The following is a 25,987-nucleotide window of genomic DNA, read 5'->3' as shown; positions in this document are numbered from 1 at the left end:
CTTTCCTTTTTCCACTATGACAGCTTTGCTTTCATCAACAATGCGCCCTTCACAAACGGTCGCGATTGCCTTGGTCTGAATACATGTCGCACAATACTTTCGGTCATCTTTTCCGCGTTACCACCTGGGGCGAGAGCCACGGTCCAGCCTTGGGATGTGTCGTTGACGGCTGCCCTCCCGGCGTCCGTTTTACCCAGCGTGACATTCAGGATTATCTCGACAAGCGCAAACCCGGCCAAAGCCGTTTTGTGACGCAGCGTCGTGAAGACGATATCGTCAAGATACTCTCAGGCGTGATGCTGGATGAGGATGGCGAGACGTTTATTTCCACCGGCACTCCAATTTCCATGCTGATCGAAAATACTGATCAGCGCTCTAAGGATTACGGCGAAATTGCCCGCCAATATCGTCCGGGGCACGCCGATTACACCTATGATCTGAAATACGGCATTCGTGATTACCGTGGTGGTGGCCGCTCTTCAGCGCGTGAAACGGCAGCCCGTGTGGCGGCCGGTGGTTTGGCGCGCAAGATTCTGCCGCAGGTCACTGTGCGTGGCGCACTGGTGCAGATCGGCAAACACAAGATCAACAGAGATAACTGGGACTGGAACCAGATCGACCAGAACCCGTTTTTCTGCCCTGATGCAGAGATGGTTCCGGTTTGGGAAGACTATCTCGACGGCATCCGCAAAGCCGGTTCGTCGATTGGTGCGGTTGTCGAAGTGATCGCTGAAAATGTTCCGGCCGGACTGGGCGCGCCTATCTATGCCAAGCTCGACCAGGATATCACCAGCAATCTGATGTCGATCAATGCCGTAAAGGGTGTCGAGATCGGTGAAGGTTTTGCCTCTGCCGAACTTACCGGCGAAGAAAATGCCGACCAGATGCGCATGGGCAATGACGGTAAGCCGATATTCTTGTCCAACCATGCTGGCGGTATTCTCGGCGGCATCTCGACCGGTGAACCTATCGTGGCACGTTTCGCCATCAAGCCAACTTCCTCCATTCTGACGGAACGCCAGTCGATTGATGCTGACGGTAAGAACGTCGATCTTCGCACCAAGGGTCGTCACGACCCATGCGTCGGTATTCGCGCTGTGCCGATTGGCGAGGCGATGGTGGCATGCACTGTTGCTGATCATTATCTGCGGGACCGCGGCCAGACCGGCCGTCTGAAGTAGGGAACTGAACATGGCCTATGATCAAAAACGTGTCGTTGAAGCAATCCGCGCCTTCGAAGCCGGTGAGATCGTTGTTGTCATGGATGATGATGATCGTGAAAACGAAGGTGACCTGATCGTTGCTGCCGTGCATTGCACGGCGGAAAAAATGGCCTTCATCGTGCGCCACACTTCCGGCATTGTTTGTGCGCCCATGCCGCGTGAGGAGGCGAAACGCCTGAACCTCAATGCGATGGTGGCTGAAAATGACAGCGCCCACACCACGGCCTTTACCGTGTCCGTCGACTTCAAGCACGGCACCACGACCGGTATTTCTGCCGATGACCGTACATTGACGGTTCGCAACCTTGCCAATCCCAATGTCGGCGCGGCCGACTTTACCCGCCCCGGCCACATATTCCCGCTGGTGTCGCGTGAAGGCGGCGTTTTGATGCGCTCCGGCCATACCGAAGCAGCCGTTGATCTGTGCAAGCTGGCGGGCCTGCCATTGATTGGCGTAATCAGCGAGCTGGTCAATGATGACGGCACCGTTATGCGTGGCCCGCAGGTTTCAGCTTTTGCCGAGACCCATGGCATGAAGCAGGTTTCGGTTGCCGATCTCATCGCTTATCGCCAGCGTAAGGAAACGCTGGTGGACATGGAATCTGAATTTACCATCGAAACGCCCTATGGTCCTGCCAAGGCGCAGACCTATTCGCTGCCTTGGGATCCGATGCAGCACATGGCGATCATCTTTGGTGATATTCGTGACGGCGTCGATATTCCGGTGCGTCTGCATCCTGAAAATGTTGCTGACGATATCTTCGGCAACAAGCAGCCCGTGCAGCACTATATGCAAAAAATTGCTGAACAGGGCCGCGGCGTGATCGTTTACCTGCGTGAAGGCTCTGTCGGTGTTGGTCAGGCAAGTGACCCAAGCCGCAACCGCAAAAAGACAGCCATTGACGAGGATCATGCACAGGCGCGGTCACGCGAACATGAGTGGCTGGAAATTGGTCTCGGCGCACAAATCCTTAAAGACCTCGGCATTAGTTCGATCAAGCTCTTGGCCAGCCGCGAGCGTCACTATGTCGGCCTTGAGGGTTTTGGTATTAATATCACAGAGACCGAAATCTGCTGATTGCAGAGTTTTAGATTACCGGTGAAAGGGGATTAGCCCCCTTTCCAGCCCTCCAGATAATTGACGCTCTCGACACCGGTAAACCGCGCCAACCGTTTAAGTTCGGCATCCAGCTTGTCAAAACGCCCGGCAGAACCGCGTACACCCGGCTCCAGCCAAAGACGCTTTACGTCCAGCGTCCCGCGCTTGCGATCCGCCTTCATATCGATGCGGCCGATCATCTGATCCTTTTCCAGCAACGGAAACACGTAATAACCGTATTGCCGCTTGGGTTCGGGTACGAACACCTCGATACGATAGAAAAAGCCAAACAGTCGTTCCGCCCGAGCGCGGTCGCGCAGCAACGGGTCAAAGGGGCTGAGGACACGAATGCCGCTTGGCGGCTCAGGCACTGCCTGCAAATCATCCTCAATGTCGCGGAAGGCGACGCAGGCACGCAGTTTTTTGCCATCGGCTGACGCAAGGGTCACATCGGTCAATTCATCGCGGTGGCTGTCAACCCAGGCCTTAGCTTCCTGCGGTGTCACGATATCCCAGAAGGCAGCAATTTCGCCCGAGGTTGCAAAACCAAGCCGCTTGAGTGCCTCGCGGCAGGCCCAGTCAAGAAACGCATCATGATCGACATCCGATTCGTGATGATCAGGGCGTAATACCCGTTCCGTCAGATCATAAACCTTCTGGAAGTTCACCCGGCCAGAAATCGACAGCTTGCCGGTATGCCACAGAAATTCCAAGGCAGTTTTGGAAGGATGCCAGTTCCACCAACCGCCCGACTTATGATCCTCGGCCTTCACGTCACGTGACATGACCGGACCGTTCTCCACAATCCGTGCGTAGGTTTCCTCAACAGCCTGACGGAACCCCTCGCCCTGCCATCTGGTCCAGCGCTCAATCATACCCGGTTCGCGGCGGCGGAAACGGTGTTTCCAATAGGGAAAAAATCGAGACGGCAGAATGGAGGCATCATGCGTCCAATGCTCAAAAAGCAACCGATCCTTTTCCAGAAGTTCGGTCAGATGTTTGGGTTTGTAGGTGCGGTTGCGTGAAAAGATGATCTGATGGTGGGCGCGCTCGACGGTAGCGATACTGTCCACCTGAACGAAGCCGATATTATCGACAAGCTGCAACAGGCCCTGTTTGTCCATGGCACGTGCAGGCGCGGCACAAAGCCCCTGCTTCGCCAGAAACAACCGTCGTGCCATCTGATTTTCAATCTCAATCGCCATGGTCGAAACGTTAGTGCGATAAAATCTGAAAATCAATGTTCTTTTTTTGTTCTTAATGATCGCCACTGCTGAACCCTTTACAGGTCCATTCTGATGCTCCAAACGTTCCGCGTAAGCTTGAACAAGAATGATCGTATTTCAGGAGACGTGGCGGTTGGACATCTGCTTTAACCAGGCGGGCGCACGGTTTGAAAACCGCACTGCCCTTCACCCTCTGAGCCTGACGCTGAAAGAACACCGTATCGGTATTATCGGGTTGAATGGTTCCGGCAAAACCACCTTTGCTCGCATGATCAACGGATTGACCAAACCAACAAGCGGCACCGTCACGGTCAATGGGCTCGACACCGTCAAGGATGATGTCGCCGTTTTGCGGCAGGTCGGCTTTATCTTCCAGAACCCGCAAAACCAGATCATTCTGCCCGTTATTCGCGATGACATTGCTTTCGGGTTGAAAAACCGCGGACTGAGCAAGGCGGCGCTGAATGCCGCAGTTGAAGCCGTTTTGCAACGTCTTGGCATCGAACATCTGGCAAACCGTCGCGCTCATGAGATTTCCGGTGGCGAGTTGCAGCTGGTGGCTCTGGCCGCATTGACGATAACCGGCCCACAAATCCTGATCATGGATGAACCGACCAACCAGCTTGATCTGAAGAACCGTGCGCTTGTGGGAAAAACAATGGCTGGGCTGGAGCAGGACTTGATTGTCATCACCCATGATCTTGCCCTGCTGGAAACTTTCGATCGTGTGCTGGTATTCAATCAGGGTAGTCTGCATGCCGATACGTCACCTGCTAATGCCATCAGCCTCTACCGCGAATTGGCCTTGTCATGAGAAGCCTGCACGTTGAGGGAACCGGCTGGCTTTACCGTTTGTCGCCACGCATCAAACTGATTTCGCTTGCCCTGTTCAGCATTGCACTTTTCATGACGCGCGATCCCTTTCTCTTAGCCGTCGGGCTAATGGTCGGTGGTGGCGTGTTGTGGCAGGCACATCTGGGCTTGAAAGAAACCCTATCGCGGCTGCGGCCGGTCATGCTGACGATTACGGTAATCGCCTTGTTTAGCTTCGTGTTTGCCTCACCGCTGGAAGCCACCATTGCTCTTTTTCGTCTAACTGCGCTCACGCTCTTGGCAACCGCGATAACGGCAAGTGTCAGTATCTCGCAGTTCATGGACGAAATCACGCTTGCCATTCGTCCGCTGGAAAAACTGGGACTGGCCAAGGCTGCTGACATCGGCCTTGCGGTTGGGCTGGTTATTCGTTTCGTACCAGAGGTCGTTCACCGCTACGAGTTGTTGCAGGACGCCCATCGGGCACGCGGGATACGGGCGAAATTGCACACAATCCTTGTTCCGCTGATTATTATGACGTTGAAGGATGCGGATGCGATTGCCGACGCCATTGACGCGCGCGGTTTCAGAGGCCAAACCTCATCTCCTGATATTTTGAGGGGAGACTAAACCCATGAAGACCCGTGACCTCGTTCTTATTGCGTTGTTTTCAGCGATCATCATTGCGTTTGGATTGCTGCCGCCAATTCCGGTCGCCATTATCCCCGTTCCAATTACGGCGCAGTCTCTCGGTGTGATGCTGGCCGGTGTCGTGCTTGGCGCAAAACGTGGCACGCTGGCCGTGTTGTTGACGATCCTGATTGCCGCCATCGGCCTGCCGGTGCTATCGGGCGGTCGCGGAGGTCTGTCGATTTTCAACACGCCGACAACTGGTTATCTGATCGGCTGGATTTTTGCTGCCTTCGTCACCGGTTACCTCTCGGAGAAACTGGTCAATCGTCAGCAGTCCGGTCTGGTCCAAGGCGTTGGTTTCTTCATTGCCAGCGTCACCGGCGGTGTTGTGGTGCTTTATGCTTTCGGTGTGCCTTATCTGGGTTACGCGGCCGGCACGGGTCTGGAAAAAGCTTTCCTTGGTTCGCTGGCCTTCATTCCAGGTGACGTTCTCAAGGCTGTTCTGGCGGCACTTGCAGGGCGTGCAGTTCTGGCGGGTTATCCGCTTTTGCCGCATCGCGCCTGACCGTAATCCCCACATCCGATCCTTTTTTTTCGAAAAGACACCTGGATAGACCATGGCCACACGTCTTTATGAGCATCCCATTTTTCTTGAACACCTGACACCGGAGGGGCACCCTGAGCGCCCCGATCGGTTACGGTCGCTCAATATTGCGCTGGAGCACCCGAATTTCGGCGGCCTCGAGCGCAAGCAGGCGCCGCAGGCCAATGAGGATGCAGTGCTTCTGGCACATCCGGAAGAACATCTTCTGAGCGTGATGCGGGAAATTCCGGAAGAGGAAGGCCGTATCAACCGTCTCGAGGCCGACACCTATGCTTCGCCGAAAAGCCTGCAGGCTGCCTTAACCGGCATTGGCGCGGCTATGGCGGCGGTGGATGATGTATTTTCCGGCGCCGCCGATAACGTGTTTGTGGCATCGCGCCCTCCCGGCCATCATGCCGAGACGTCAAAAGCCATGGGCTTTTGCCTGTTCAACAATGCCGCTATCGCCGCACGCCACGCACAGCAAGTGCATGGTGCTGAACGCGTGGCCATTGTCGATTGGGACGTTCACCATGGCAACGGCACACAGGATATCTTTTGGGAAGATACCTCCGTGCTGTTCTGCTCCACGCACCAGATGCCACTTTATCCGTGGAGCGGTGACAAGAACGAAACCGGCGTGAAGAACAACGTGGTCAATGCGCCTCTGTCTCCCAACACCGGCAGCGATCATTTCCGTGAGGCGTTCAAATCCCGCATCTTGCCAGCGATCTCCGATTTTTCGCCGGACCTGATTATCATCTCTGCCGGCTTTGATGCCCATTACCGCGATCCGCTGGCGCATATCAATCTGGTTGGTGATGACTTCGACTGGGCAACGGGCCGACTTCTGGAGATGGCGGACAAATATTGTCAGAACCGGGTCGTCAGCCTGCTTGAAGGTGGTTATGATCTGGAAGGGCTGGCGGAATCGGCGGCCATGCATATTTTGAGAATGATGAAGGGTTGAATATGACGGACACGACCAGCGCAACCGATGTTAGCAGCTACTCTTTCGAGAAAGCTGTCGCGGAACTGGAAAGCATCGTGGCCCGTCTTGAACGTGGTGATGTTGCACTTGATGATTCCATCAAGATTTACGAACGCGGCGAAGCCCTGAAAAAGCATTGCGAAAACCTGCTGACCGCCGCAGAAAAGCGCATCGAAAAAATCCGCCTTGATCGGAATGGTGCACCACAGGGTGTTGAGCCGCTCGACGGCGAATAAGTCGTTCAGGCGGATTTCCGCTTTAAGTTGATCGGTTCAAAAACAGTACACGCTGTTCACAAGACGTGCTCTGCCAATTTCGTTCATCTGTGCTAGTTTGCCGGGAAATAAGAAGGAAAATACACGATGTCCTTTTTTCCCGGGAACGATCCTGCCGCCGGTGATGCATTTAGTTGCGACGCGATCGAAAACCTGATCATTCCGCGCTCGAGTGATATTGGCGGTTTTGCAGTGCGCCGGGCACTGCCCACCCGGCAAAGACGCCTTGTCGGGCCATTCATCTTTTTTGACCGTATGGGCCCTGCCATTTTGAAAGCCGGTGAAGCGCTGGATGTGAAGCCACACCCGCATATCGGCCTTTCAACTGTCACCTATCTGTTTGACGGCGAGATCAAACATCGCGACAGCCTGGGTACCGAACTTGTCATTCGCCCCGGCGATATCAATCTGATGACGGCCGGTCGTGGCATTGTTCATTCGGAGCGCACACCGGAGAACCTACGCGGGCATCCGCTGTCGATGTCCGGTTTGCAGACATGGCTGGCGCTGCCCAATCATCTGGAAGAAATGGCACCGGCCTTTGCCCATACCGGGCGTGAACATATGCCTGATATTGATGTCAAAGGTGTACGCGGCCGTGTCGTTGTTGGTTCGATGGGTGGGCTGGTTTCGCCCGTTACAACCTATTCCGATACACTCTACGCTGATATCAGCCTCGAGCCGGGGGTCACATTCCCGTTCGACGCAACGCATGAAGAGCGGGCAATCTACATTCTTTCCGGCTCTTTGGATGTTGCTGGCGATATTTTCGCCGCCGATCAGTTGCTGGTATTTCGCCCCGGCGACAATATAACGCTGAAGGGCGGACAGGCAGGCTGTCATATCATGCTGTTTGGCGGGGCTGCCCTTAATTCCAAACGATATATATGGTGGAACTTCGTTTCTTCATCAAAAGAACGTATTGAACAGGCCAAGGAAGAGTGGAGAACCGCCCGGTTTGACATTGTTCCGGGTGATGAAGAAGAGTTTGTTCCTTTGCCGCAAGGTTGACATTTTGTAGAAGTGGACCAATTGCTCAGACAGAATTTCGCAATACATGGATTTGCGATAATTTATCTGCTGCTGGAGCCATCTGAATAAAGGCCGGACGATTGACCGTATTGCCAGAAACACCATTGCTTGACCGGGTGCAGTTTCCATCCGATCTGAAAACGATTGAAGACCGCGACCTGCCCCAACTGGCACGGGAACTTCGCGATGAAATGATCGATGCCGTCTCCCGTACCGGTGGCCACCTCGGTGCTGGCCTTGGTGTGGTTGAGCTGACCATCGCTATCCATAAGGTTTTCAACACGCCTGAAGATCGGCTTATCTTCGACGTCGGGCACCAGTGTTATCCGCACAAGATCCTGACCGGACGTCGTGACCGTATTCGCACGCTGCGTCAGGAAGACGGTCTTTCTGGTTTTACCCGTCGGGCCGAAAGCCAATATGACGACTTTGGTGCAGGTCACTCGTCCACGTCGATTTCTGCCGGTCTGGGCATGGCTGTGGCAGCCGAACTCGACAAAAGCGACCGCAAGGTCATTGCTGTCATCGGTGACGGCTCAATGTCTGCCGGCATGGCCTTTGAGGCGCTGAACAATGCCGGTGCACTCGATGCGCGCCTGATCGTTATTCTGAACGACAACGACATGTCTATTGCACCGCCAACCGGTGCGATGAGCGCCTATCTGGCGCGTCTGGCGTCTGGCCGCACCTATATGGGCATCCGTGATTTCGGCAAGAAGCTGACCGCCTATCTGGGCAAGACCATCGACCGCGCCATTACACGCGCCGTCACTCATGCCCGCGGTTATGTAACTGGCGGCACGCTGTTTGAAGAGCTTGGTTTCTACCATATCGGCCCGATTGACGGTCATTCCTTTGACCATCTGCTGCCAGTGCTGCGCAATGTGCGCGACAACCAGCAAGGGCCTGTACTCATTCACGTGGTGACACAAAAGGGCAAGGGCTACGCCCCTGCCGAAGCTGCGGCCGACAAATACCACGGCGTCAACAAGTTCGACGTCATTACTGGTGCGCAGGCCAAGGCCAAGCCCAATGCACCGAGCTACACCAGCGTATTTGCTGAAGCGCTGGTGCAGGAAGCGACGCTTGACGAAAAGATCGTTGGCGTTACCGCGGCCATGCCAAACGGCACTGGCCTCGACAAGCTGTCCGATCTCTTTCCGTCGCGGACCTTTGATGTCGGTATTGCCGAACAGCACGCCGTTACATTTGCAGCCGGACTTGCTGCGGATGGTTACAAGCCGTTCTGCGCGCTTTATTCGACATTCCTGCAGCGCGGTTACGACCAAGTCGTCCATGACGTTGCCATTCAGGGCCTGCCTGTGCGCTTCCCAATCGACCGCGCCGGGTTTGTTGGTGCCGATGGCCCAACCCATGCCGGTTCATTCGACACCACATTCCTTGCCACCCTGCCCGGCATGGTGGTCATGGCAGCCGCTGATGAAGCCGAACTCAAACATATGGTGCGCACAGCTGCCGCCTATGATGAAGGTCCTATTTCCTTCCGTTACCCGCGTGGTGAAGGTGTTGGCATTGAAATGCCAGCCCGTGGTGAAATCCTTGAAATTGGCAAAGGCCGTGTCATCAAGCAGGGTAGTAAGGTTGCCATCCTGTCATTTGGGACACGGCTTGCCGAATGCCTGATGGCGGCGGAAGATCTTGACGCCGCCGGACTTTCGACAACGGTTGCCGATGCACGATTTGCCAAGCCGCTGGATCTCGACCTTATCCGCCAACTTGCCAGCCATCATGAAGTCCTGCTTACCATTGAAGAAGGTTCTGCGGGTGGGTTCGGTGCCCATGTGCTGCATTTCATGGCCAGTGCCGGTCTCCTGGATACGGGCCTCAAGGTTCGCACTCTGACATTGCCAGACCAGTGGGTTGAACAGGCCAAGCCGGAAACCATGTATGCCAATGCCGGGCTTGACCGCGCTGGCATCGTCAACACTGTGTTCAAGGCACTGGGCCAGGCACAGCCGGGTACGGGTTACGCCGTTTAACGCCGGCGTCCTTCCGTCCATCATGCCATGGATGACATGGAGGCACATCGTTTGCGAGGGGCAAGATGCCTCCGCAACGTGCTTTAGCGCAAAGATCAACCCTCCATATTCGATACATTGATTTTGCAGCAAACGGGACGTCACACCCGGTGTTGCAGACATGTTCCCATGTCCAGGCAGGCAGTGCGCAACACCGGGCGGGGGTTTCGCACTGCTGCTTGAAAGCAGAAACGCCGTGCCTCCAGTCGGACGCACGGCGTTTTCGGATCTCCGTATGGAAACCATGACGCTGTAAGTAATTGCCTACAGCGCTTTCAGGAACCGCTTATCAGAACTCTGTCCAATCCTGCTCAGCGGCTTTGGCTGTGCTTTCTGCCGGTTTGGCATTAAAGGCACGTGCCAGTGTCTGTCCCAGGGAACGGGCTGGTGACGCAGCCGGACGCGACGTTTCAGTCGCCGCAATCGGGCCACGGCTCGTCACTGTTTTTCTGACAGCCGGTTGAACCGATTGACGCGCCGAAGACGACTGGCGGTGGGATGATGTTCCCGTCGCAGCAACGCGGTTGACGGCACCGATATTGAACTGGCCAAGCAACGTGTTCAGGCCTTCGGCTTCACGGGCCAGTGAATGGCTGGCTGCCGTCTGCTGTTCGACCATGGCAGCATTCTGCTGCGTGCCCTGGTCCATGGCATTGACGGCCGTGTTGATTTCCTGAAGGCCAGTGGATTGCTCACGAGCGGCAACAACAATGGCGCTGACATGCGTACTGATTTCAGCGACGTCGGAGACGATCTTTTCCAGCGCCTTGCCGGTTTCATCAACGAGGTTCACACCGTTTTCGACCTGCTGGCTCGAAGCGGTGATCAGCGACTTGATTTCCTTTGCAGCATTGGCGGAACGCTGCGCCAGTTCACGCACTTCCTGCGCAACAACTGCAAAGCCCTTGCCTGCTTCACCGGCACGCGCCGCTTCAACACCGGCGTTCAGCGCCAGAAGGTTGGTCTGGAAGGCGATGTCATCGATAACACCGATGATGTTGCCGATTTCACCCGAAGACTTTTCAATTTCCTTCATGGCTTTGACGGCATTACGCACCACCACGCCAGACTTTTCGGCACCTTCACGGGTACGCTGTACGAGGTTGCCTGCTTCTTCCGCACCACGGGCAGAATCGCGAACTGTCGTTGTAACTTCTTCCAGAGCAGCGGCCGTCTGTTCGATCGATGCAGCCTGTTGTTCAGTACGTCGGGAAAGGTCATCGGCAGAGGACAACATTTCAGCAGCGCCAGAATTGATGGCGGAAGCATTTTCGCCAACCGAGCGCAGCGTCTGCTGCAGCTTTTCAAGCGAATTGTTGAAATCGTTTCTAAGCGAGTCCAGACGCGGAGCGAACTGCTTTTCAATACGATAGGCGACATTGCCGTTGGAAAGAGCCGTCAGGCCATTCGCGAGTTCTTCAACTGCAACGTTGTTCTCAGCGTCTTCGCGAGCCTTTTCAGCTTCGTTTCGGCGACGTTCATCGTCCGACGACAGGCGCATTCTTTCGGTCTCGTCGGCAAGACGCAGCTTTTCGATACCGGCCTGTTTGAAGACCAGAACGGCCTGCGCCATTTTACCGACTTCGTCCTTGTGGTCGAGTGCCGGCACTTCGACAGTGTTGTCACCCTGTGCAAGGCGGCTCATCGATTCCGTCATCTGGACGATTGGCGTCGCGATAGCGCGTGCCAGAAGCAGGATCAGAGCAATGGCAATCACGCCAGCAACTGCACCGCCGCCAAGAAGCGCCATCTGAAGGTTAAACTGTGCGGCGTCCTGTGCCGCATAGTGTGATGCAGACAGTTCAGCAAGCTGCGATTTGATGGTCGCCGCATTGGTGCGGAAACCATCCAGCTGACCCTTGGCCTGGTTACGGCCAATTTCAATGATCTCGGAAATCGGCGCTTCCGTCGTCTTGCGCGCAGCAATCTGTGGCTCGGCAAGCTGCTTGTGGAACACCGTTGCCGATGCTTCCATCGCATCGATGGATTTCAGGATTTCCGGCATACCAGCTGCATAAGCGCGGGCTTCATTGAGCTTGTTCAGCATCAATTCGCGGTTGGCGAATACGTCATTGTATGTGCTGTCGCTGCGGAACAGCAGGTAGCCACGCTGGTTGACGGCCTGCTCAAGCATTGCTGCGAGCGACGCATCCACCGACTCCACGATCTTGTCTGTTTTAAACTGTTCAGAAGATATACGTTTTGTGTCGAGTGTCTGCCAGAAAACCACGGCAGATGCCACAAGACAGACCCCCATCAACGCGACGAAGGTTATGATCAGTTTCAAATTGATCGAGAAATTCTTCAAGGACATTGAATGCTCTTTCCGGAACAGTTGATGTATCAACAGCACCATGCCCGACGCTCAAGAACCCCGGTGTCGCAACATGGATTTTTAGAAAATGCCCTCATGGCAAATCGGCGGGATTAAAGGCAGCCAGCCAATCGCACCTTGCAGATAGCGCGTTTAAAATCACTTAATCGGCCACGCAAAAGCGCCCGGATTTCGCGTATGCAGCAAAATTATAGGTCAGAACCAACCATTTGCGTTGCAAAGATGATGCCCATCACCGCCATATGGTTGTCAGATCGGTGTTCGCCTCGACAAAAGGCTTGCGTTCAGGGCGCACCGCAGTCATTGACACTTCCCATGTCTCACTCAACAGAAACACAACGCCTAGACCAGTTGCTGGTGGCACTTGGTTTGTTTAGCAGCCGTTCGCGGGCGCGCGATGCCATTGAACGTGGCACGGTCAGCGTCAACGGGCAGGTGGTCATCAAACCAGCTGCGATGTTTGCAGCCAACGTGGCCATCAGAACCGCAGACCCTGCGCAGGACTATGTCTCGCGAGCAGCGCTAAAACTCGTGGCTGCACTCGACCATTTCAAACTCGATCCGCGCGGCCAGGAATGCCTCGATGTCGGTGCGTCGACCGGCGGCTTTACCGAAGTGCTTCTTGAGCGCGGTGCAGCCCATGTAACGTCAATCGATGTCGGCCATGGCCAGATGCACGCCCGCATTGAACAGAACCCGTCGGTGACCAACATCGAAGGGCTCAACGCGCGTTACCTGACAGCGGAAGATATTTTCGACCGGCCGGTGACGTTTATTGTCTCGGACGTTTCCTTTATATCGCTGAAGCTGGCGCTTGCGCCTGCGCTGGAGCTTGCCGAAGCTGGTGCCCACGCAGTGCTGCTGGTCAAACCGCAATTTGAAGCGGGCAGAGATGCCATCAGCAAAGCCGGACTGCTCAAGGCACCAGAAACCGCGCCTGATGTTGCACGCGAACTGGAGCGATGGCTGGTTGAGGACATGGGTTGGCTAAGCCATGGTCTCATTCCCTCGCCTATCGCAGGAGGAGACGGAAACATCGAATTTTTGCTCGGAGGCCAAAAGCCATGACAACGCAAACCGTGAAAATCCAGAGCATGGGCGCGCAGGGCGATGGCATTGCACACTGTCCCGACGGCATCGTCTATGTCCCGTTCAGCCTGCCCGGCGAAACGGTTGCCATTGCGCGGGTTAAGGACCACGGCACGATCATGTCGATTTCGGAAGCCTCTGTGCAGCGACGCGAACCGCTCTGTCGCCACTTCGGACCGGATGGTCAGGGCGGCACCTGTGGCGGCTGTTCGCTGCAGCACATGGGTGATGAGGCCTATCACGAATTCAAGCGCGATCTCGTCGTTTCTGCCTTGAAGGCCAAAGGCCTGACACCTGAGGTCGATGCTCTGGTGACCTGTCAGCCCAAACAGCGTCGGCGCGCGGTCTTTGCCTTACGCAAAACCGAAAAAAGCATGCTTCTCGGTTTCAGCCAGGCAGGCAGCCACCACATCGTCGATATTGCAGAATGTCCCGTCACTTCGGATGGCATTGTCAGCCGACTGAACGATCTTCGGGCCATTGGTACAGCCATGGTTCAGAGTGCCGAACCATTTCGCATGACGGTGCTGGAAAGCTTGTCGGGTCTTGATGTCGCGGTCGAGGGCATAAAATCTGTCAATGACAAACAGCGCCATGTGCTGACCCAGACCGTTTTGGCGATGAGAGGCATTGCCCGCGTTTCGTTGAATGGTGAAATCCTCATCGAACCGCAAAAACCGGCGCTAAAATTTGGCAAGGCCGAGGTTAACCCGCCGCCCGGAAACTTCGCGCAGGCAACCATTGCTGCTGAGAATGCGATGGCGGAAATCGTGGTTGACCATTTTGGCAAGGCCAAGCGTGTGGTTGACCTGTTTGCAGGTTGCGGCACGTTCTCATTGCGCCTGGCGGAAAAATCGCAGGTTCTCGCGGTTGAAGGCGATGACAAGGCCATCAAGGCACTGGATGCCGGTGCTCGCAAAACACAGGGCTTGAAACCCGTCAAAGCCGAAAAACGTGACTTGTTCCGTCGGCCATTGATGACAAGCGAGCTCAAGACTTTTGATGCCGTTGTGTTTGATCCGCCACGGGCCGGTGCAGAAGCGCAATCGAAAGAGCTGGCACGCAGCACCATCAAAAAAATCGCTGCGGTCAGCTGCAATCCGCTGACGCTGGCACGCGATCTGTCCATTCTGGTGGAAGGTGGCTACCGCATCGTGCGCGTTGTGCCTGTGGACCAGTTCCTGTGGTCACCCCATGTGGAAGCGGTGGCACTGCTCGAAAAATAGGGTGAGTGCAGCACGCTCACCCCCAAAGATCTCTTTTTACCATACTGGCTGAAGGTTGCCGCTCCCGACAATGCCCGGGCAGCGGCAGCGCCCGCCTGCCCGGCCGGTTTCGACACGGCAGACATAGGGTTGCGAGCGCCGTGCGCTTTCTGGCGGCGTGATCACGCAGGCAAAACGTGCGCGGTTGTTTTTTTGACGATCTGGGCGTGACTGCGAAGAGTTAAAATCCATGTTCTGAGACTGCGCCAGCAAAACATCACTGTTTGGCACAACAGACATGGCTGGCATGTCACGGCTTTCGGCGGCTGTGGTGAGCAGCAGCGCCATGCAGGCAAGGGCAATTTTACGCATTACATTGGTTCCCGAATAACCGATCATCCTGGCTTCAACACCCGTTTAAGCGTTTGGTTGCCAGCGGCATTCTTTTACCGCCTTCAGCATTAACGGCGCATGAAAGCCTCAAAGGCAGCCCGCGCTTCTGCACTTTTCAGGCGAGAACTGAAATGGGCAAATTCCTCATCCATTCTCTGCAGTTTTTCCTGCTCGCTTCCGCGCAGCAAGTCGCGTGCAATGCGCAGAGCCTGCGGTGGCTTGGCTGCCAGTTTGCGGGCGATTTCCAGCGTTTCCGTTTCCACATTCTCGGGCTCGGTGACTTTCCAGATCAGGCCAGCCTCAAAAGCCTGTTTTGCCGAAAAACCCTCCCCTGCCACCAGCAACGCAAAAGCACGTTGGTGACCCATAACGCGTGGTGCCAGCAGACTGGACGCGGCTTCTGGCACCAGCGCCAGATCGACGAAAGGCGTTTTGAACAGGCTGCGTGACGATGCGACCGTCATATCGCAATGCAAATGAAGCGTCGTGCCGATGCCAATCGCCAAACCATCAACACCGGACACCAAGGGCTTTTTCGCTTCCGCCAGCGCTTTGATAAACTCAAAACCTGCGGGCGGTTCCACCGCCTGCCCCATGCCATAGGTCAAGAAGTCGGCCATGTCGTTGCCGGCCGAGAAACAGCCTTCCGTGCCGAGAAAAACAACAACCCGCACGCCCTCGTCTTCATTGGCAGAATTCAGTGTTTTCACCATACGACGATACATTGCCTGCGTTATCGCGTTTTTTTTCTCAGGCCGGTTAAATCGAATGACGAGAACGCCTGATCCGTCCTCAGACCTTTCCACCAAAATATGGTTGTCCTGCACGGCATTCCTCCCACGACCTTACACACCACGTTTTCACGTATGGTTTTCAGAAATAATTTATTTTTACGTAAACGTCAATTTACTCATGAGATTTGAATTCCCATTGAGCACCAATGGCTGTCGAGCCAATGCATAAAGCACAAAACAAAACTCCGCCCGGTTTGAAACCGGACGGAGCTTGATGGACATCTCTGTGATACGGATCAGAAATACGGCGACAGGCACTGACGGCGGGGGCCGTAATTTGGCTGGAACGTATTGCTATAGGAATCATAAGACCGGTAACGGGCCGAGCACCAGTCGTAGTGACGTGGATTGATATTGCTCGTAGGAACCGGGCGATAAACTGGTTCCGGGCGATAGACTGGCGCAGGACGATAGACCGGGGCTGGTCTGTAGGTCGGAGCGGCCATAGCGCCGCCAATCACCGCACCCGCCGCAAATGCAGCAAGCGGGAACCAGTAACCGTCATGATGACGATAGCCCTGACGAGGCTCGCGATAACCGCGATAACCGTTGTAATAGCCACGGCGAGGGCCGCGATCATAGTCGCGGTAGTACTGTACATTAACCACGTCGGGGTTAACGCTGGGCTGGCTTGGAACCACCGGCAGCGGCATGGCTTGCGCCGGTGCGATCGCTGTTACTGCAACAAGTGCAGCAAAACCGGCACCGGCAATTTTCTTGAGGTAGTTACTCATCTGACTTCTCCCTACTCTGGGCAAGTCTGCACCAACAGAGCGATAAACGTTATTTGTTCTACCGAACTACATCTGCACCACGCAGGTCTATCCGGAATTTATATTACGAACATATTTCAGTTCGCATGAACCCAGCATTAACGAATGAAATCGCAGGAAAACCCGTCTTTTAAAAAATTAACCCGCGATTGAATCGCGGGGTAATAAATTCTGTTTATCGACCATAAGGCGACACACACTGAGCGCGTGGACCGTTATAGGGCTGATAGGTGTTGTCGTAAGCGCGGTAGGATCTCCACCGGTTGGCGCACCAGCTTGTGTGGCTGTTGCCATAAGATGGCTGGCCCTGCTGCATAGCGCCACCTATAATGGCGCCCGCAGCAAACGCTGCCATGGGGAACCAGTAACCATTGTGATAACGATATCCGGGACGTCTGTCGGAATAACCACGGTGGCCATTGTACCAGCCATAGCGTGGACCGTTATCTCTTACTCGTGGTCCGTCCCAACGATCACGGGGCGAAACATTTCGGCCGTGTCTCGGTATATACCTCGGCATATCTACAATATTGCCATTCCGATCCCGGCCTAGGCGCTGAAACTCATCCCTCACCTGAACAGTAGGTAACCGATTATCGTCTGGCTGCTGCACAGTGGGCATCTGGAATGCCTGAGCTGGAATAACGCCGCTTAGGCACATCACGATCGCCGTAGCAACGCTTGTCGTACGAAATCGCATCATGGGTATTCCTCCATAGTAAATCGTCAATGACGAAACGAAGTTCTTTTGAGGGCATGCACTTACCAGACGACTATCGCGGAGAGTACATTAACTTCAAATTCAACTATAGAGAAACGAGCTTGATAGGACTTTGTTCCGCAACATTGCGATAACCAAAGTAAAAATCATGTGATTGTATTCAGACCTCAACTTTTACATCACCCAGCGGCCGTGAGCAGCACGCAAGAATATAACCTTCCTCGATCTCCTCATCGAGAATGCCGCCATTATGGGCCATATCGACATTACCGGAAAGTTTAAGCACCCGGCAGGTTCCGCAAATACCGGATTCACATGCTGCCCCTATACGGACGCCAGCAGCACGTGCGGTGGTCAGAATTGTCTGTCCCGGCTGGCAGAAGGCTTCTTTCCCGGCAAGCGTGAAGGTGACCGTGGCGAGCACCTCACCATCTGCACCGGCGATAACTTCCGCCAAAGGCGGCGGCGCGGCCGGAGCGAAACTTTCCTGATGGTACCGACTCATGTCGAAACCAGAGGCTTCCAGCAACGAGCGTACCGCTGTCATGAACGGTTCCGGACCGCAACAAAACACCGTGCGATCCATGAAGTCAGGCGCAAGAAGTGCAATCTTGGCCTTATCCACCATGCCCTTAAGGCCGGACCAGAGGTCTGTGCGCCCGCAATTTTCAACGATGAAGCCGAGCGACAGTTTCGGCATAAAACGCGCCAGATATTCCAGCTCGTGCCGGAACACGATATCGGAGGGCGAGCGAGAGCAGTTTAGGAAGGCGATATCGCTTTGCGGCGCGCGATCACTCATGTCGCGCACCATCGACATCATCGGAGTGATGCCGGAACCCGCCGAGATGAACAGATATTTGTCGCCGGGATGTTTCACATAGGAAAAGTCACCGAATGGCCCCAGCGCCCGGATCTTCATGCCCGGTTTGAGGTTGTCGAACATCCAGCGCGTGCCGATACTATTGGCCTGTGCCTTCACCGTCACCGACAATGCATAGGGCCGTGAGGGGCTGGATGACAGCGTGTAGGTGCGCAATAGCACCTCGTTGCCGACAGGAAGCTCCAGCGTCACAAATTGACCCGGCATGTAGCGGAACCAGTTCGGCTCTTCCGAGCGAAACAGGAACGTCATCACATCTGAAGTTTCCGGTGTCACGGACAGGCATTCGAGAAGGTGGAGCTTGTCGCTCCACGGCTTCATTTCGTCGAGATGTTTATAAGAGAGCACCATGTTCACGTCAGGCAACCACTGCGAGTTTTGCCTTGTCGCCCTGCAGGCGATCAATCATGAAATCCGCATACCAGTTGACGAATTGCATGACACCGCCTTCATGAACCATGGAGTAGGGTCCCGGCTCATAGGCAGGTGAGCGAATACCAAAGGCATTTTCTTCCACGATCTGGCGATCCTGGTCATTGGTCTCGTTCCAAACGTGGGTCAGTTCCTCGATATTATAGTCCACCCCTTCAACCGCATCCTTGTGCACCAGCCATTTAGTGGTGACCATGGTTTCCTCGGGCCCAAGCGGTAACACACGGAAGGAAATCGTGTGATCGCCCAGGAAGTGGTTCCATGTTGTTGGATAGTGGAACAGCAGCAATGCGCCGATATGGCTGATCGTGACATCATCCGAGAGCTGACGTCGCACCGCACGCTTGCCGGACATTGTGTAGCTTTCTGCGTCGCCAATCAGCGGCATACGCGCGACACGGAACTGTCCACGTGGATCAATCTGGAAGCGGCTTGGCAGGCCTGCGTCCTCACACCGTGACCAGTGACCGCCAATTTCGGGGTCATCAGCGCCACCATCCGTGCCTGTTACACTTGGGTTTTCCGGGTAGGTACGGCACAGTTCCGGGTGGTTTGCCGCGCAGTGGTAACATTCGCGGTTGTTTTCCCACACCAGCTTCCAATTACCCTTTTCAATGATCGTGCTTTCATGGGCGATCTTCGCATCGGCAATGCGATGCGGGGCCATGTAGCCCTCGACCTGCGCACGCACCAGCGAGAAATCTAACGGATTTTCGGCAAGACAGATGAAGATGTAACCGGCGACACTTTCGCAGGCGACCGGCTTAAGACCAAATTCGCTCTTGTCGAAATCATCACCCATATGGCGGGCAAACAGCAGTTTGCCATCCAGATCATAGGTCCATTGGTGATATGGGCAAACGAGACGTGCCGACTGTCCCTTGTGGCTGGTGCAGACCCGAGAACCGCGGTGGCGACAGGAGTTATGGAAAGCGCGGATGACACCATCTTTGCCGCGCACGATGACCACGGCATAATTGCCGATCTGGACGGTGAAGTAATTGCCAGCCTTCGGCGCTTCGCAATCATGTCCGATAAACAGCCAGTCACGGTACCAGATTGTTTCCATATCAAGCTGGAAATAATCCTTGTCGATGTAAAATGGCTGCTCAAGACTGAAGCCTTCCCGACGGTTCTTCAGCTGGCGCAAAACGGTGTCACGCAAATCCATGGCCACATTCCTCATTGGCAAAACAGAATGTCGAAGAGGTACTCCAACTGCTGTTTCAACGGCATGTGAACATCTAATCACGCCTGAAAGAGCGCAGGTGCGCAAACAGCGACATGGTTTTCCGCATTGGCGACAATTTGCGACATGGCGAAACAATGCCGTGATCTACATCATTGTTTATAATCAATAGTTTAATTAGATTTCCGACACACGAAGTCGCAACCAGACATGCCACCTGTTCAGAAAATCACCGGAAACCGTGTATTAACTCCTTAAATCTAAACTGATGTCCCAGTGACCATGGAGAACCTGTCGCGTGGAACAGGCAACACGTATCCGTTATTACGACGCCAGTGCGCGCAAGAAGGCCCCTGCCCGTGCGCGCAATATGCATTCGGAATTCCTGCGGACCGGACGCATCCTGCGTTACGAAGAACGCTGGTTGCCCGAGGAAAAGCGTTACATGACGCATGACGAGGTTGCGGACCGTACCGGCCGTAAACTCGAAACGGCGGGATACAAGACGCATTCCCACCTCAACAATTTCCACCGATCGATCCAGTTCCCGAGCATGATCTTTCACAAGACGCTCGAAGACAGCCCACATCTTGGCTACTGCCATGTGACGGCATCGAAAACCAGTTTCGACATGCGCCGGCAGATCCTGTGGTCGTTCTATTTTGCCAATTTCTTCGCGGAAATCGGCGGTGACAAGGACGGCTTCTTCGTTGAGATTGATCCACGCTATTCCCGCATGTATTTTGCCATCGCGATGAACGCGGTCAACGGCCACAGCGTTGAGATCGATCGTTCGGTTCATAAGGACGGTCTGCTGTTTCGCACGCATGACCCCAAGGTCGCGTTGAAAAACGTGCTGACGCTTGGTGCGCGTACGGAAGAAATGCGCAAGCTCATCATGGCGATGTAAATAAGTTGCCCGTTGCGCACCGATAATGTGCGCTTCACAGGCGGACCTAAAATGCGCTATGCACCACACCACAGGAACGGTGCATTAGATGGCTCGGCATATCAATATCCATACACATCCACAGGAAGCTCTTGAGGTTGCCTCCACAATTCTCGGCGACGGTTATCCCGTGGCAATTCCAACGGAAACTGTTTATGGCCTGGCTGCCGATGCGACCAATCCCGCAGCGATTACCCGCATTTACGAGACCAAGGGCCGCCCGCGTTTCAATCCTTTGATCTGCCATATGTCTGATCTAGAGATGGCGCAGCGCTACGCAAGGTTCGATGACCTGTCTCTTGCGCTGGCGAAGGCATTCTGGCCAGGCCCGCTAACCATCGTTTTACCGTTAAAAGACAACAGCGGCATTCATCCGCTGGCTACTGCCGGTCTCGAGACGGTCGGTATTCGTGTGCCGCAGGGTTTTGCCGGCGAGCTGATCAAGACATTTGATAGAGCGCTTGCTGCACCAAGCGCCAACAGCTCCGGCAAGATCAGCCCCACAAGTGCGTCGCATGTCGAAGATGATCTGGGCGAGAAGATCAAGCTGGTTCTGGATGCAGGTTCCGCCGGAGTTGGCGTCGAATCCACCATCGTCAAAGTTGAAGAAGACGGCAGTTTGCGATTGTTGCGGCCGGGCGGTCTTGCCTCACAGGACATTGAACGGGTTGCAGGCAAAAAACTTTTGCGGTCCAAAACGGCATCGCCAGCCATTGAAGCACCGGGCATGCTAGCCTCCCACTATGCGCCGGGTGCGGCCGTGCGTCTGCAAGCCACGTCGGTTGACGCAGGCGAAGCCCTTATTGCCTTCGGTGATATCCCGCCGCTGCAGGGACAGGACAAAGCCAAGGTCGTTCTCAACCTCAGCCCTTCCGGCGATCTGGCCGAGGCCGCCACAAATCTTTTCGGATATCTCAAACTGGCGGATGCCAGCGGTGCTGCCAGCATTGCGGTTACCGCCATTCCGCAGCATGGTCTCGGAGAAGCGATCAATGATCGACTGGCACGAGCCGCCGCACCCCGTTCATAAGATCCAGCAATCTCCACGATAAAGGTGAAAGATGACTGTTGCCGCTCTTTCAGACGATCTCATTGCACAGTTCACGGCCATTGTCGGTGCAAGCCACGCCGTTCGCGATCAGGCCGAACTCGCGCCTCGCCTTGTCGAAAACCGTGGTCTTTACCATGGTACATCGCCCTTGCTGCTGAAACCTGCTTCGACAAAAGAAGTTGCCGAGATAATGAAGCTGGCGAGCAAAACCGGCACGGCCATCGTCCCACAAACCGGCAATACTGGCCTTGTTGGCGGTCAGACACCACGGGCCGGAGCCAGCGATATCATTCTGTCACTGGAACGCATGAACAAGGTGCGTGAAATCGATGCCGTGGCCAATGTCATTGTTGCCGACGCCGGCTGCATCCTTGAAGACATTCATACGGCGGCCGACAGTATAAATCGCATGTTTCCGTTGACGCTTGCATCGCAGGGGTCCTGCCGCATCGGCGGTAACCTTGCCACCAATGCCGGGGGCACTGCCGTTCTGGCTTACGGCAATATGCGCCAGCTTTGCCTTGGCCTTGAGGTGGTTTTACCGACAGGTGAAATCTGGAACGGGCTCCGAAAACTGAAAAAAGACAATACGGGTTATGATCTGCGGGATCTGTTCATCGGCTCGGAAGGTACACTCGGTGTCATTACCGCTGCCGTTTTGAAACTGTTTCCCAAACCACTCGGCCATCAGGTTGCTTTTGTCGGCCTGGCGAGCCCTGATGCTGCCTTGACGCTGTTTGAAAAAGCAACCAGCCTGTGCGGCTCTGCCCTTACCGGCTTTGAATTGATGCCGCGCCTCGGTGTTGAGTTCACCACCAAACACATTTCCGGTGTCAGGGATCCGCTGGCACGGCCACATGCCTGGTATGTGCTGATCGATATCTCGACATCCGACTCCAGCGATGCAGCTGATGCGATGATGCAGGTCCTGCTGGAGCAGGGCCTGGAAAACGGTATCGTTGAGGATGCCGTCATTGCGGCATCGGACGCACAACGTCAGGCAATCTGGCATATGCGTGAAAGCATGTCGGAAGCGCAGCGCCCGGAAGGCGGTTCGATCAAGCACGACGTGTCAGTGCCGGTTTCCAGCATCCCGGAATTTATGGCAGCGGCAGAAACGGCTGTTTTGCAGGTCATTCCGGATGCCCGCATCTGCGCCTTCGGCCACATGGGTGATGGCAACATCCATTATAATATTTCCCAGCCGATTGGAGCAGACAAAGCAGAGTTCATTGGGCGCTGGCGCGAGGTCAATGCCATCGTGCATCAGTTGGTATTGTCTTGTGGCGGGTCAATCTCGGCTGAACACGGCATTGGTCAGCTGAAGCGCGATGAACTTGCCCATATCAGGGATGGTATCGAGATTGATCTCATGCGGCGCATCAAGTCCGCTTTTGACCCTGCCGGCATCATGAACCCCGGCAAGGTCATAGCGACGCCATAACAGGCACCGCCTATTGCGATTACCGCGACGAACCGAGCGTTGCTACCGCCATCAACGTGTCGACGCTGATGGTTGTAGACCCACTGAACATGGCCAGAGTCGGATTGTAGCTTCCATTGACCATATCATACATGACGGTGAAGCGTGAGATCAGCTTCTTGACCTTTTCTTCGTCCTGAAAGTCCTCGATGTCGAAGTATTTCTTCATCATCGTCACCTGCGTGTCGACTTCCGCATTGGCCATTTCGTCAGGAATTTCGAAGGTCGTCGTAATGAACTTCTGAAGCGCTGTATCGCCAAGAATGGTGTAGTAGGACGTCGTATCCTTGGCCATACGCTGGAAATACAGCGCAAGACGAACACCGGCATTGTCTTCACCCGCCTGGGTTTCCAAGGTCTGCTGCAGATAGTTGTCGAGCGTCTCATAAAGACCGCTGCGGTTTTGAATGGAGGCGCGGTCCTCCCGCATCAGGTTGCCTTCGGTGTCGAAATTGAAGGAGGTTACCAGCCTGCGGAAAGAGGTATCGGCTTCCGTGTTGATGTAGCTTTTTGGATCGTCCAGATCGGACGTGAAAATCTTGTAGAGTTGTTCGGTCGTAACGCTGGCCGGATCAATGTCGAAAGCTTCCATGGCAAAGGCCAGCAGTCTGGCATTGCCCAGCAGGTCCTTGAGAGATTTGATCTTTTGAATTTCTTCCGTGTAATATTCGGACTCTTTTTTCGCCAGGGTCTTTTCGTCTTCGGTGCCGAATGCAGAGCGGCCATTGATATAGGCGGCAGCCACGGTTTGCACGTCAAGCTCCGACTGCGCGAGAACCGGCGCGCCGATTGTGCCATCCGACTTGAAGTTGAAAAGCTCCGCCAGCTTGACGTAGCGCTCGTCCTTCAGGGTGTAGACAAAGCTTTTCGGGTCCTGAAGGTCGCTTTTTAGCACCTCTTTAATGGTGCGTTCGCTTTCCGTGTTCGGATCGAGACCAACCGCCTTAAGGGCATAGCTGTAAACGCTGGTGTTGGTCATGAAGGTCGACAGCGACGTGACCGTGGCAATCTGGGTCTTGAACGACGCAAGCGCCTTTTCGTCGGCGGCTTCATCCTTGTCGTTATGGTAGCTCATATAGCCCATATTGGTAATACGGCTCTGTTCGGACGTCTGCGGCAGAGTGCCATCGGCAAGCGTGCCATCCGACTGGAAGTTGAATGCGTTTCTCAACGCAATATACCGCTCGTCGTTTTTGCCGACTGTCGCGATGTAGTTGTTCGGGTCGCTCAGATCAGCCGTCAGAATGTTTTTGATCGTTGCCGGCATGATCGTTGCGTCAGTCAGGTTAAATGCAGTCTGGATATAGGCCAGAAGGCGTGCGTCACCGGTTACACCACCACCGCCAGCAATCTGTTCAACCGAGGTGATCGTGTTGATCTTGCTCAGGAAGTAATCCCGCTCCAGTTCGGCCTTGGCGATGGTCGAGCGAGGGTTGGTCAGGATATAAGCGTTGTTCATAACCAGACGGTTTTCTTCCGTCTGGGCACTGCCCGGGGTTACGGTGCCATCGGCATTGAAATCAAACGCATCGGCAAGGGCCCGGAAGACATCCAGATCAGAGTTGGTCTTCGTCAGCGTGGTCTTTTCGGTATTCAACTTCGTGGTTAAAGCCGTTGTCTCGGTGCCAACGGCTGGAAGACGGGTGTTATAATCGTCAATCAGCGCCTGATTGGTGGTGATTGCAGCCTGCGCCGCATCACGGTCGGTCACGCTGACCTTGCTCCAAACGCTGGCAAGCTGGGTTTTCAGATCTTCGATCTTGGCAGTCAGTGTTTCCTCATCACCGCCATTGTCCAGTTCCTCCTGCGCCGCATCAATCTGCACCTGAAGGGCATCGCCCTTGGTAATCGCGCTATTGAGATCACTGACCTTGGTAATAGCTGTGGCACGCCCGGTGATTTCGGTCAGCGTGGTGTTAATTTCGGCCAGACGCGCGGCATTGGCACCGTATTTAGCGCCGTAGGTAATGTTGAAATAGCTGTTGGGATCATCTGTATCACTGGTCAGCAATCCCCTGATGTTGGCATAGGAGAAATACTGCTGATCAATTCCGAAGACACTGAGCGTATAAGAGCGAAGGCGCTCGTTCTGCATAAGCTTGTCGACGTTATCAATCGTCTTGATCATCACATTGTAATAGCGATTTTCTTCGGTAATCGCCGAGTCCGCATCCGCAACATTGGTGTTGTAGAGGCCGATCATCGCTTCCAGCTGCGAATCCGATTGCAAGGTGCTGGTCGGTGTACTGAAATTGAACGCCTCGGCAAACTGGCGATAGCGGGTGTCAGTCAGCTTGTTGGCAAAGCTGTTTGAATCATTCAGGTCGCTCTCAAGCACCTTCTTCATGAACGCCTTGGCATAGCTCATGTCGGACAGACCGAAGGCTTCCATGGCATACGTATAGAGCTGGTAATTATCCAGAAACTCATCGACGGTTTTCACCTTGCCGATATTCTCCTTGTAATACTCGGTTTGCCGGGCGGTCATGCTTTGCTGGGCAACGCGTGACAAACTGGTTTTCATGTCCCGGTTTATCAAATCGTAGCTGAGATAAGTCGACACCATTGCGCGTATTCCTTCGCGTAAATTCCACCGCAAAACAAAACCAAGCAATTCCGTCCGATAAAATCGCACAGAACTCCGAGATTGGCAAAATGCCCTCGTAGCCTTGCCCGGAGCTTGAACCATGAGACCTTTGCCGTGGCCAATTGGAGAAAATTGCACTGTCTCCGTTCACACTTCCGCAACCCTGATCATTGGGCACTTTGCTAACCA

The 25,987-nt window shown here is 54.7% G+C and carries 23 protein-coding genes; 14 read left to right on the top strand and 9 right to left on the bottom strand.

The window, feature by feature from the left end; genetic code table 11:
* The first annotated feature begins 83 nt into the window (after window positions 1-83).
* Together aroC and ribB are read left to right on the top strand one after the other, a co-directional pair.
* Entirely contained in the window at window positions 84-1,181 is a 1,098-nt protein-coding gene (gene aroC / locus PYL13_RS05045; protein ID WP_275640647.1) for a chorismate synthase, read from the top strand.
* Window positions 1,182-1,191: 10 nt separating this feature from the next.
* Window positions 1,192-2,301, top strand: a complete 1,110-nt coding sequence (ribB, locus tag PYL13_RS05040; RefSeq protein ID WP_259145729.1) for a 3,4-dihydroxy-2-butanone-4-phosphate synthase — start codon at window positions 1,192-1,194, stop codon at window positions 2,299-2,301.
* 32 nt (window positions 2,302-2,333) lie between these two features.
* Here the strand turns inward: ribB and PYL13_RS05035 are convergent, their stop codons facing one another.
* Window positions 2,334-3,527, bottom strand: coding sequence for a winged helix-turn-helix domain-containing protein (locus PYL13_RS05035; RefSeq protein ID WP_275640646.1), 1,194 nt, complete (start codon window positions 3,525-3,527; stop codon window positions 2,334-2,336).
* A 154-nt stretch (window positions 3,528-3,681) separates the two neighbouring features.
* On the opposite strand from PYL13_RS05035, the gene PYL13_RS05030 reads away from it, so the two are divergent.
* The 7 genes from PYL13_RS05030 to dxs all read left to right on the top strand — a co-directional run bounded on the left by PYL13_RS05030 (window position 3,682) and on the right by dxs (window position 9,875).
* Window positions 3,682-4,362: an energy-coupling factor ABC transporter ATP-binding protein gene (locus tag PYL13_RS05030; protein ID WP_275641373.1), complete on the top strand. Its 681-nt coding sequence runs from the start codon at window positions 3,682-3,684 to the stop codon at window positions 4,360-4,362.
* On the top strand, window positions 4,359-4,991 hold the full coding sequence (locus tag PYL13_RS05025) for an energy-coupling factor transporter transmembrane component T family protein (protein WP_275640645.1): 633 nt from the start codon (window positions 4,359-4,361) through the stop codon (window positions 4,989-4,991). Before PYL13_RS05030 ends, PYL13_RS05025 begins: the two co-directional genes overlap by 4 nt.
* A gap of 4 nt (window positions 4,992-4,995) precedes the next feature.
* On the top strand, window positions 4,996-5,559 hold the full coding sequence (locus PYL13_RS05020; protein ID WP_275640644.1) for a biotin transporter BioY: 564 nt from the start codon (window positions 4,996-4,998) through the stop codon (window positions 5,557-5,559).
* A gap of 52 nt (window positions 5,560-5,611) precedes the next feature.
* The gene (locus PYL13_RS05015) at window positions 5,612-6,547 is read left to right on the top strand and encodes a histone deacetylase family protein (RefSeq protein ID WP_275640643.1); all 936 of its coding nucleotides are present in this window, start codon (window positions 5,612-5,614) and stop codon (window positions 6,545-6,547) included.
* Window positions 6,548-6,549: 2 nt separating this feature from the next.
* The gene (locus PYL13_RS05010; RefSeq protein WP_192487158.1) at window positions 6,550-6,804 is read left to right on the top strand and encodes an exodeoxyribonuclease VII small subunit; all 255 of its coding nucleotides are present in this window, start codon (window positions 6,550-6,552) and stop codon (window positions 6,802-6,804) included.
* A 126-nt stretch (window positions 6,805-6,930) separates the two neighbouring features.
* Complete coding sequence (locus PYL13_RS05005; RefSeq protein WP_275640642.1) at window positions 6,931-7,854, top strand: pirin family protein; 924 nt, start codon at window positions 6,931-6,933, stop codon at window positions 7,852-7,854.
* A gap of 101 nt (window positions 7,855-7,955) precedes the next feature.
* Window positions 7,956-9,875: a 1-deoxy-D-xylulose-5-phosphate synthase gene (dxs, locus tag PYL13_RS05000; protein WP_275640641.1), complete on the top strand. Its 1,920-nt coding sequence runs from the start codon at window positions 7,956-7,958 to the stop codon at window positions 9,873-9,875.
* Between the two features lie 328 nt (window positions 9,876-10,203).
* Here the strand turns inward: dxs and PYL13_RS04995 are convergent, their stop codons facing one another.
* The gene (locus tag PYL13_RS04995; RefSeq protein WP_275640640.1) at window positions 10,204-12,228 is read right to left on the bottom strand and encodes a methyl-accepting chemotaxis protein; all 2,025 of its coding nucleotides are present in this window, start codon (window positions 12,226-12,228) and stop codon (window positions 10,204-10,206) included.
* A 336-nt stretch (window positions 12,229-12,564) separates the two neighbouring features.
* Here PYL13_RS04995 and PYL13_RS04990 point away from each other — a divergent pair, with 336 nt between their 5' ends.
* Both PYL13_RS04990 and PYL13_RS04985 read left to right on the top strand, forming a co-directional pair.
* Entirely contained in the window at window positions 12,565-13,317 is a 753-nt protein-coding gene (locus PYL13_RS04990; RefSeq protein WP_275640639.1) for a TlyA family RNA methyltransferase, read from the top strand.
* The gene (locus PYL13_RS04985) at window positions 13,314-14,564 is read left to right on the top strand and encodes a class I SAM-dependent RNA methyltransferase (protein ID WP_275640638.1); all 1,251 of its coding nucleotides are present in this window, start codon (window positions 13,314-13,316) and stop codon (window positions 14,562-14,564) included. Before PYL13_RS04990 ends, PYL13_RS04985 begins: the two co-directional genes overlap by 4 nt.
* Window positions 14,565-14,600: 36 nt before the next feature.
* Here the strand turns inward: PYL13_RS04985 and PYL13_RS04980 are convergent, their stop codons facing one another.
* The 6 genes from PYL13_RS04980 to PYL13_RS04955 form a co-directional block, all read right to left on the bottom strand.
* On the bottom strand, window positions 14,601-14,915 hold the full coding sequence (locus tag PYL13_RS04980) for a hypothetical protein (RefSeq protein WP_275640637.1): 315 nt from the start codon (window positions 14,913-14,915) through the stop codon (window positions 14,601-14,603).
* 89 nt (window positions 14,916-15,004) lie between these two features.
* Window positions 15,005-15,763 (bottom strand): crotonase/enoyl-CoA hydratase family protein, encoded by a 759-nt coding sequence (locus PYL13_RS04975; RefSeq protein WP_275640636.1) that lies wholly within the window; start codon window positions 15,761-15,763, stop codon window positions 15,005-15,007.
* A gap of 203 nt (window positions 15,764-15,966) precedes the next feature.
* Window positions 15,967-16,464, bottom strand: coding sequence for a BA14K family protein (locus PYL13_RS04970; protein WP_275640635.1), 498 nt, complete (start codon window positions 16,462-16,464; stop codon window positions 15,967-15,969).
* Window positions 16,465-16,678: 214 nt separating this feature from the next.
* Window positions 16,679-17,206 (bottom strand): BA14K family protein, encoded by a 528-nt coding sequence (locus PYL13_RS04965; RefSeq protein WP_250983193.1) that lies wholly within the window; start codon window positions 17,204-17,206, stop codon window positions 16,679-16,681.
* 178 nt (window positions 17,207-17,384) lie between these two features.
* On the bottom strand, window positions 17,385-18,458 hold the full coding sequence (locus tag PYL13_RS04960) for a hybrid-cluster NAD(P)-dependent oxidoreductase (protein ID WP_250983194.1): 1,074 nt from the start codon (window positions 18,456-18,458) through the stop codon (window positions 17,385-17,387).
* Window positions 18,459-18,465: 7 nt separating this feature from the next.
* A complete protein-coding gene (locus PYL13_RS04955; protein ID WP_275640634.1) occupies window positions 18,466-19,710 on the bottom strand; it encodes an aromatic ring-hydroxylating oxygenase subunit alpha in 1,245 nt (414 codons plus the stop codon).
* Window positions 19,711-20,026: 316 nt separating this feature from the next.
* On the opposite strand from PYL13_RS04955, the gene PYL13_RS04950 reads away from it, so the two are divergent.
* The 3 genes from PYL13_RS04950 to PYL13_RS04940 all read left to right on the top strand — a co-directional run bounded on the left by PYL13_RS04950 (window position 20,027) and on the right by PYL13_RS04940 (window position 23,172).
* Entirely contained in the window at window positions 20,027-20,638 is a 612-nt protein-coding gene (locus tag PYL13_RS04950; protein WP_275640633.1) for a DUF6656 family protein, read from the top strand.
* An 88-nt stretch (window positions 20,639-20,726) separates the two neighbouring features.
* Window positions 20,727-21,707, top strand: a complete 981-nt coding sequence (locus PYL13_RS04945) for an L-threonylcarbamoyladenylate synthase (protein WP_275640632.1) — start codon at window positions 20,727-20,729, stop codon at window positions 21,705-21,707.
* 31 nt (window positions 21,708-21,738) lie between these two features.
* A complete protein-coding gene (locus PYL13_RS04940) occupies window positions 21,739-23,172 on the top strand; it encodes an FAD-binding oxidoreductase (protein ID WP_275640631.1) in 1,434 nt (477 codons plus the stop codon).
* A 19-nt stretch (window positions 23,173-23,191) separates the two neighbouring features.
* Here the strand turns inward: PYL13_RS04940 and PYL13_RS04935 are convergent, their stop codons facing one another.
* The gene (locus tag PYL13_RS04935; protein WP_275640630.1) at window positions 23,192-25,777 is read right to left on the bottom strand and encodes a DUF1217 domain-containing protein; all 2,586 of its coding nucleotides are present in this window, start codon (window positions 25,775-25,777) and stop codon (window positions 23,192-23,194) included.
* Between the last annotated feature and the right edge of the window lie 210 nt (window positions 25,778-25,987).

It is taken from the genome of Agrobacterium sp. Azo12 (assembly GCF_029193765.2).
Taxonomy (GTDB): domain Bacteria; phylum Pseudomonadota; class Alphaproteobacteria; order Rhizobiales; family Rhizobiaceae; genus Agrobacterium.
The sequence above is the reverse complement of the archived record's forward strand: the minus strand, read 5'-3'. Positions and strand labels throughout refer to the sequence as shown.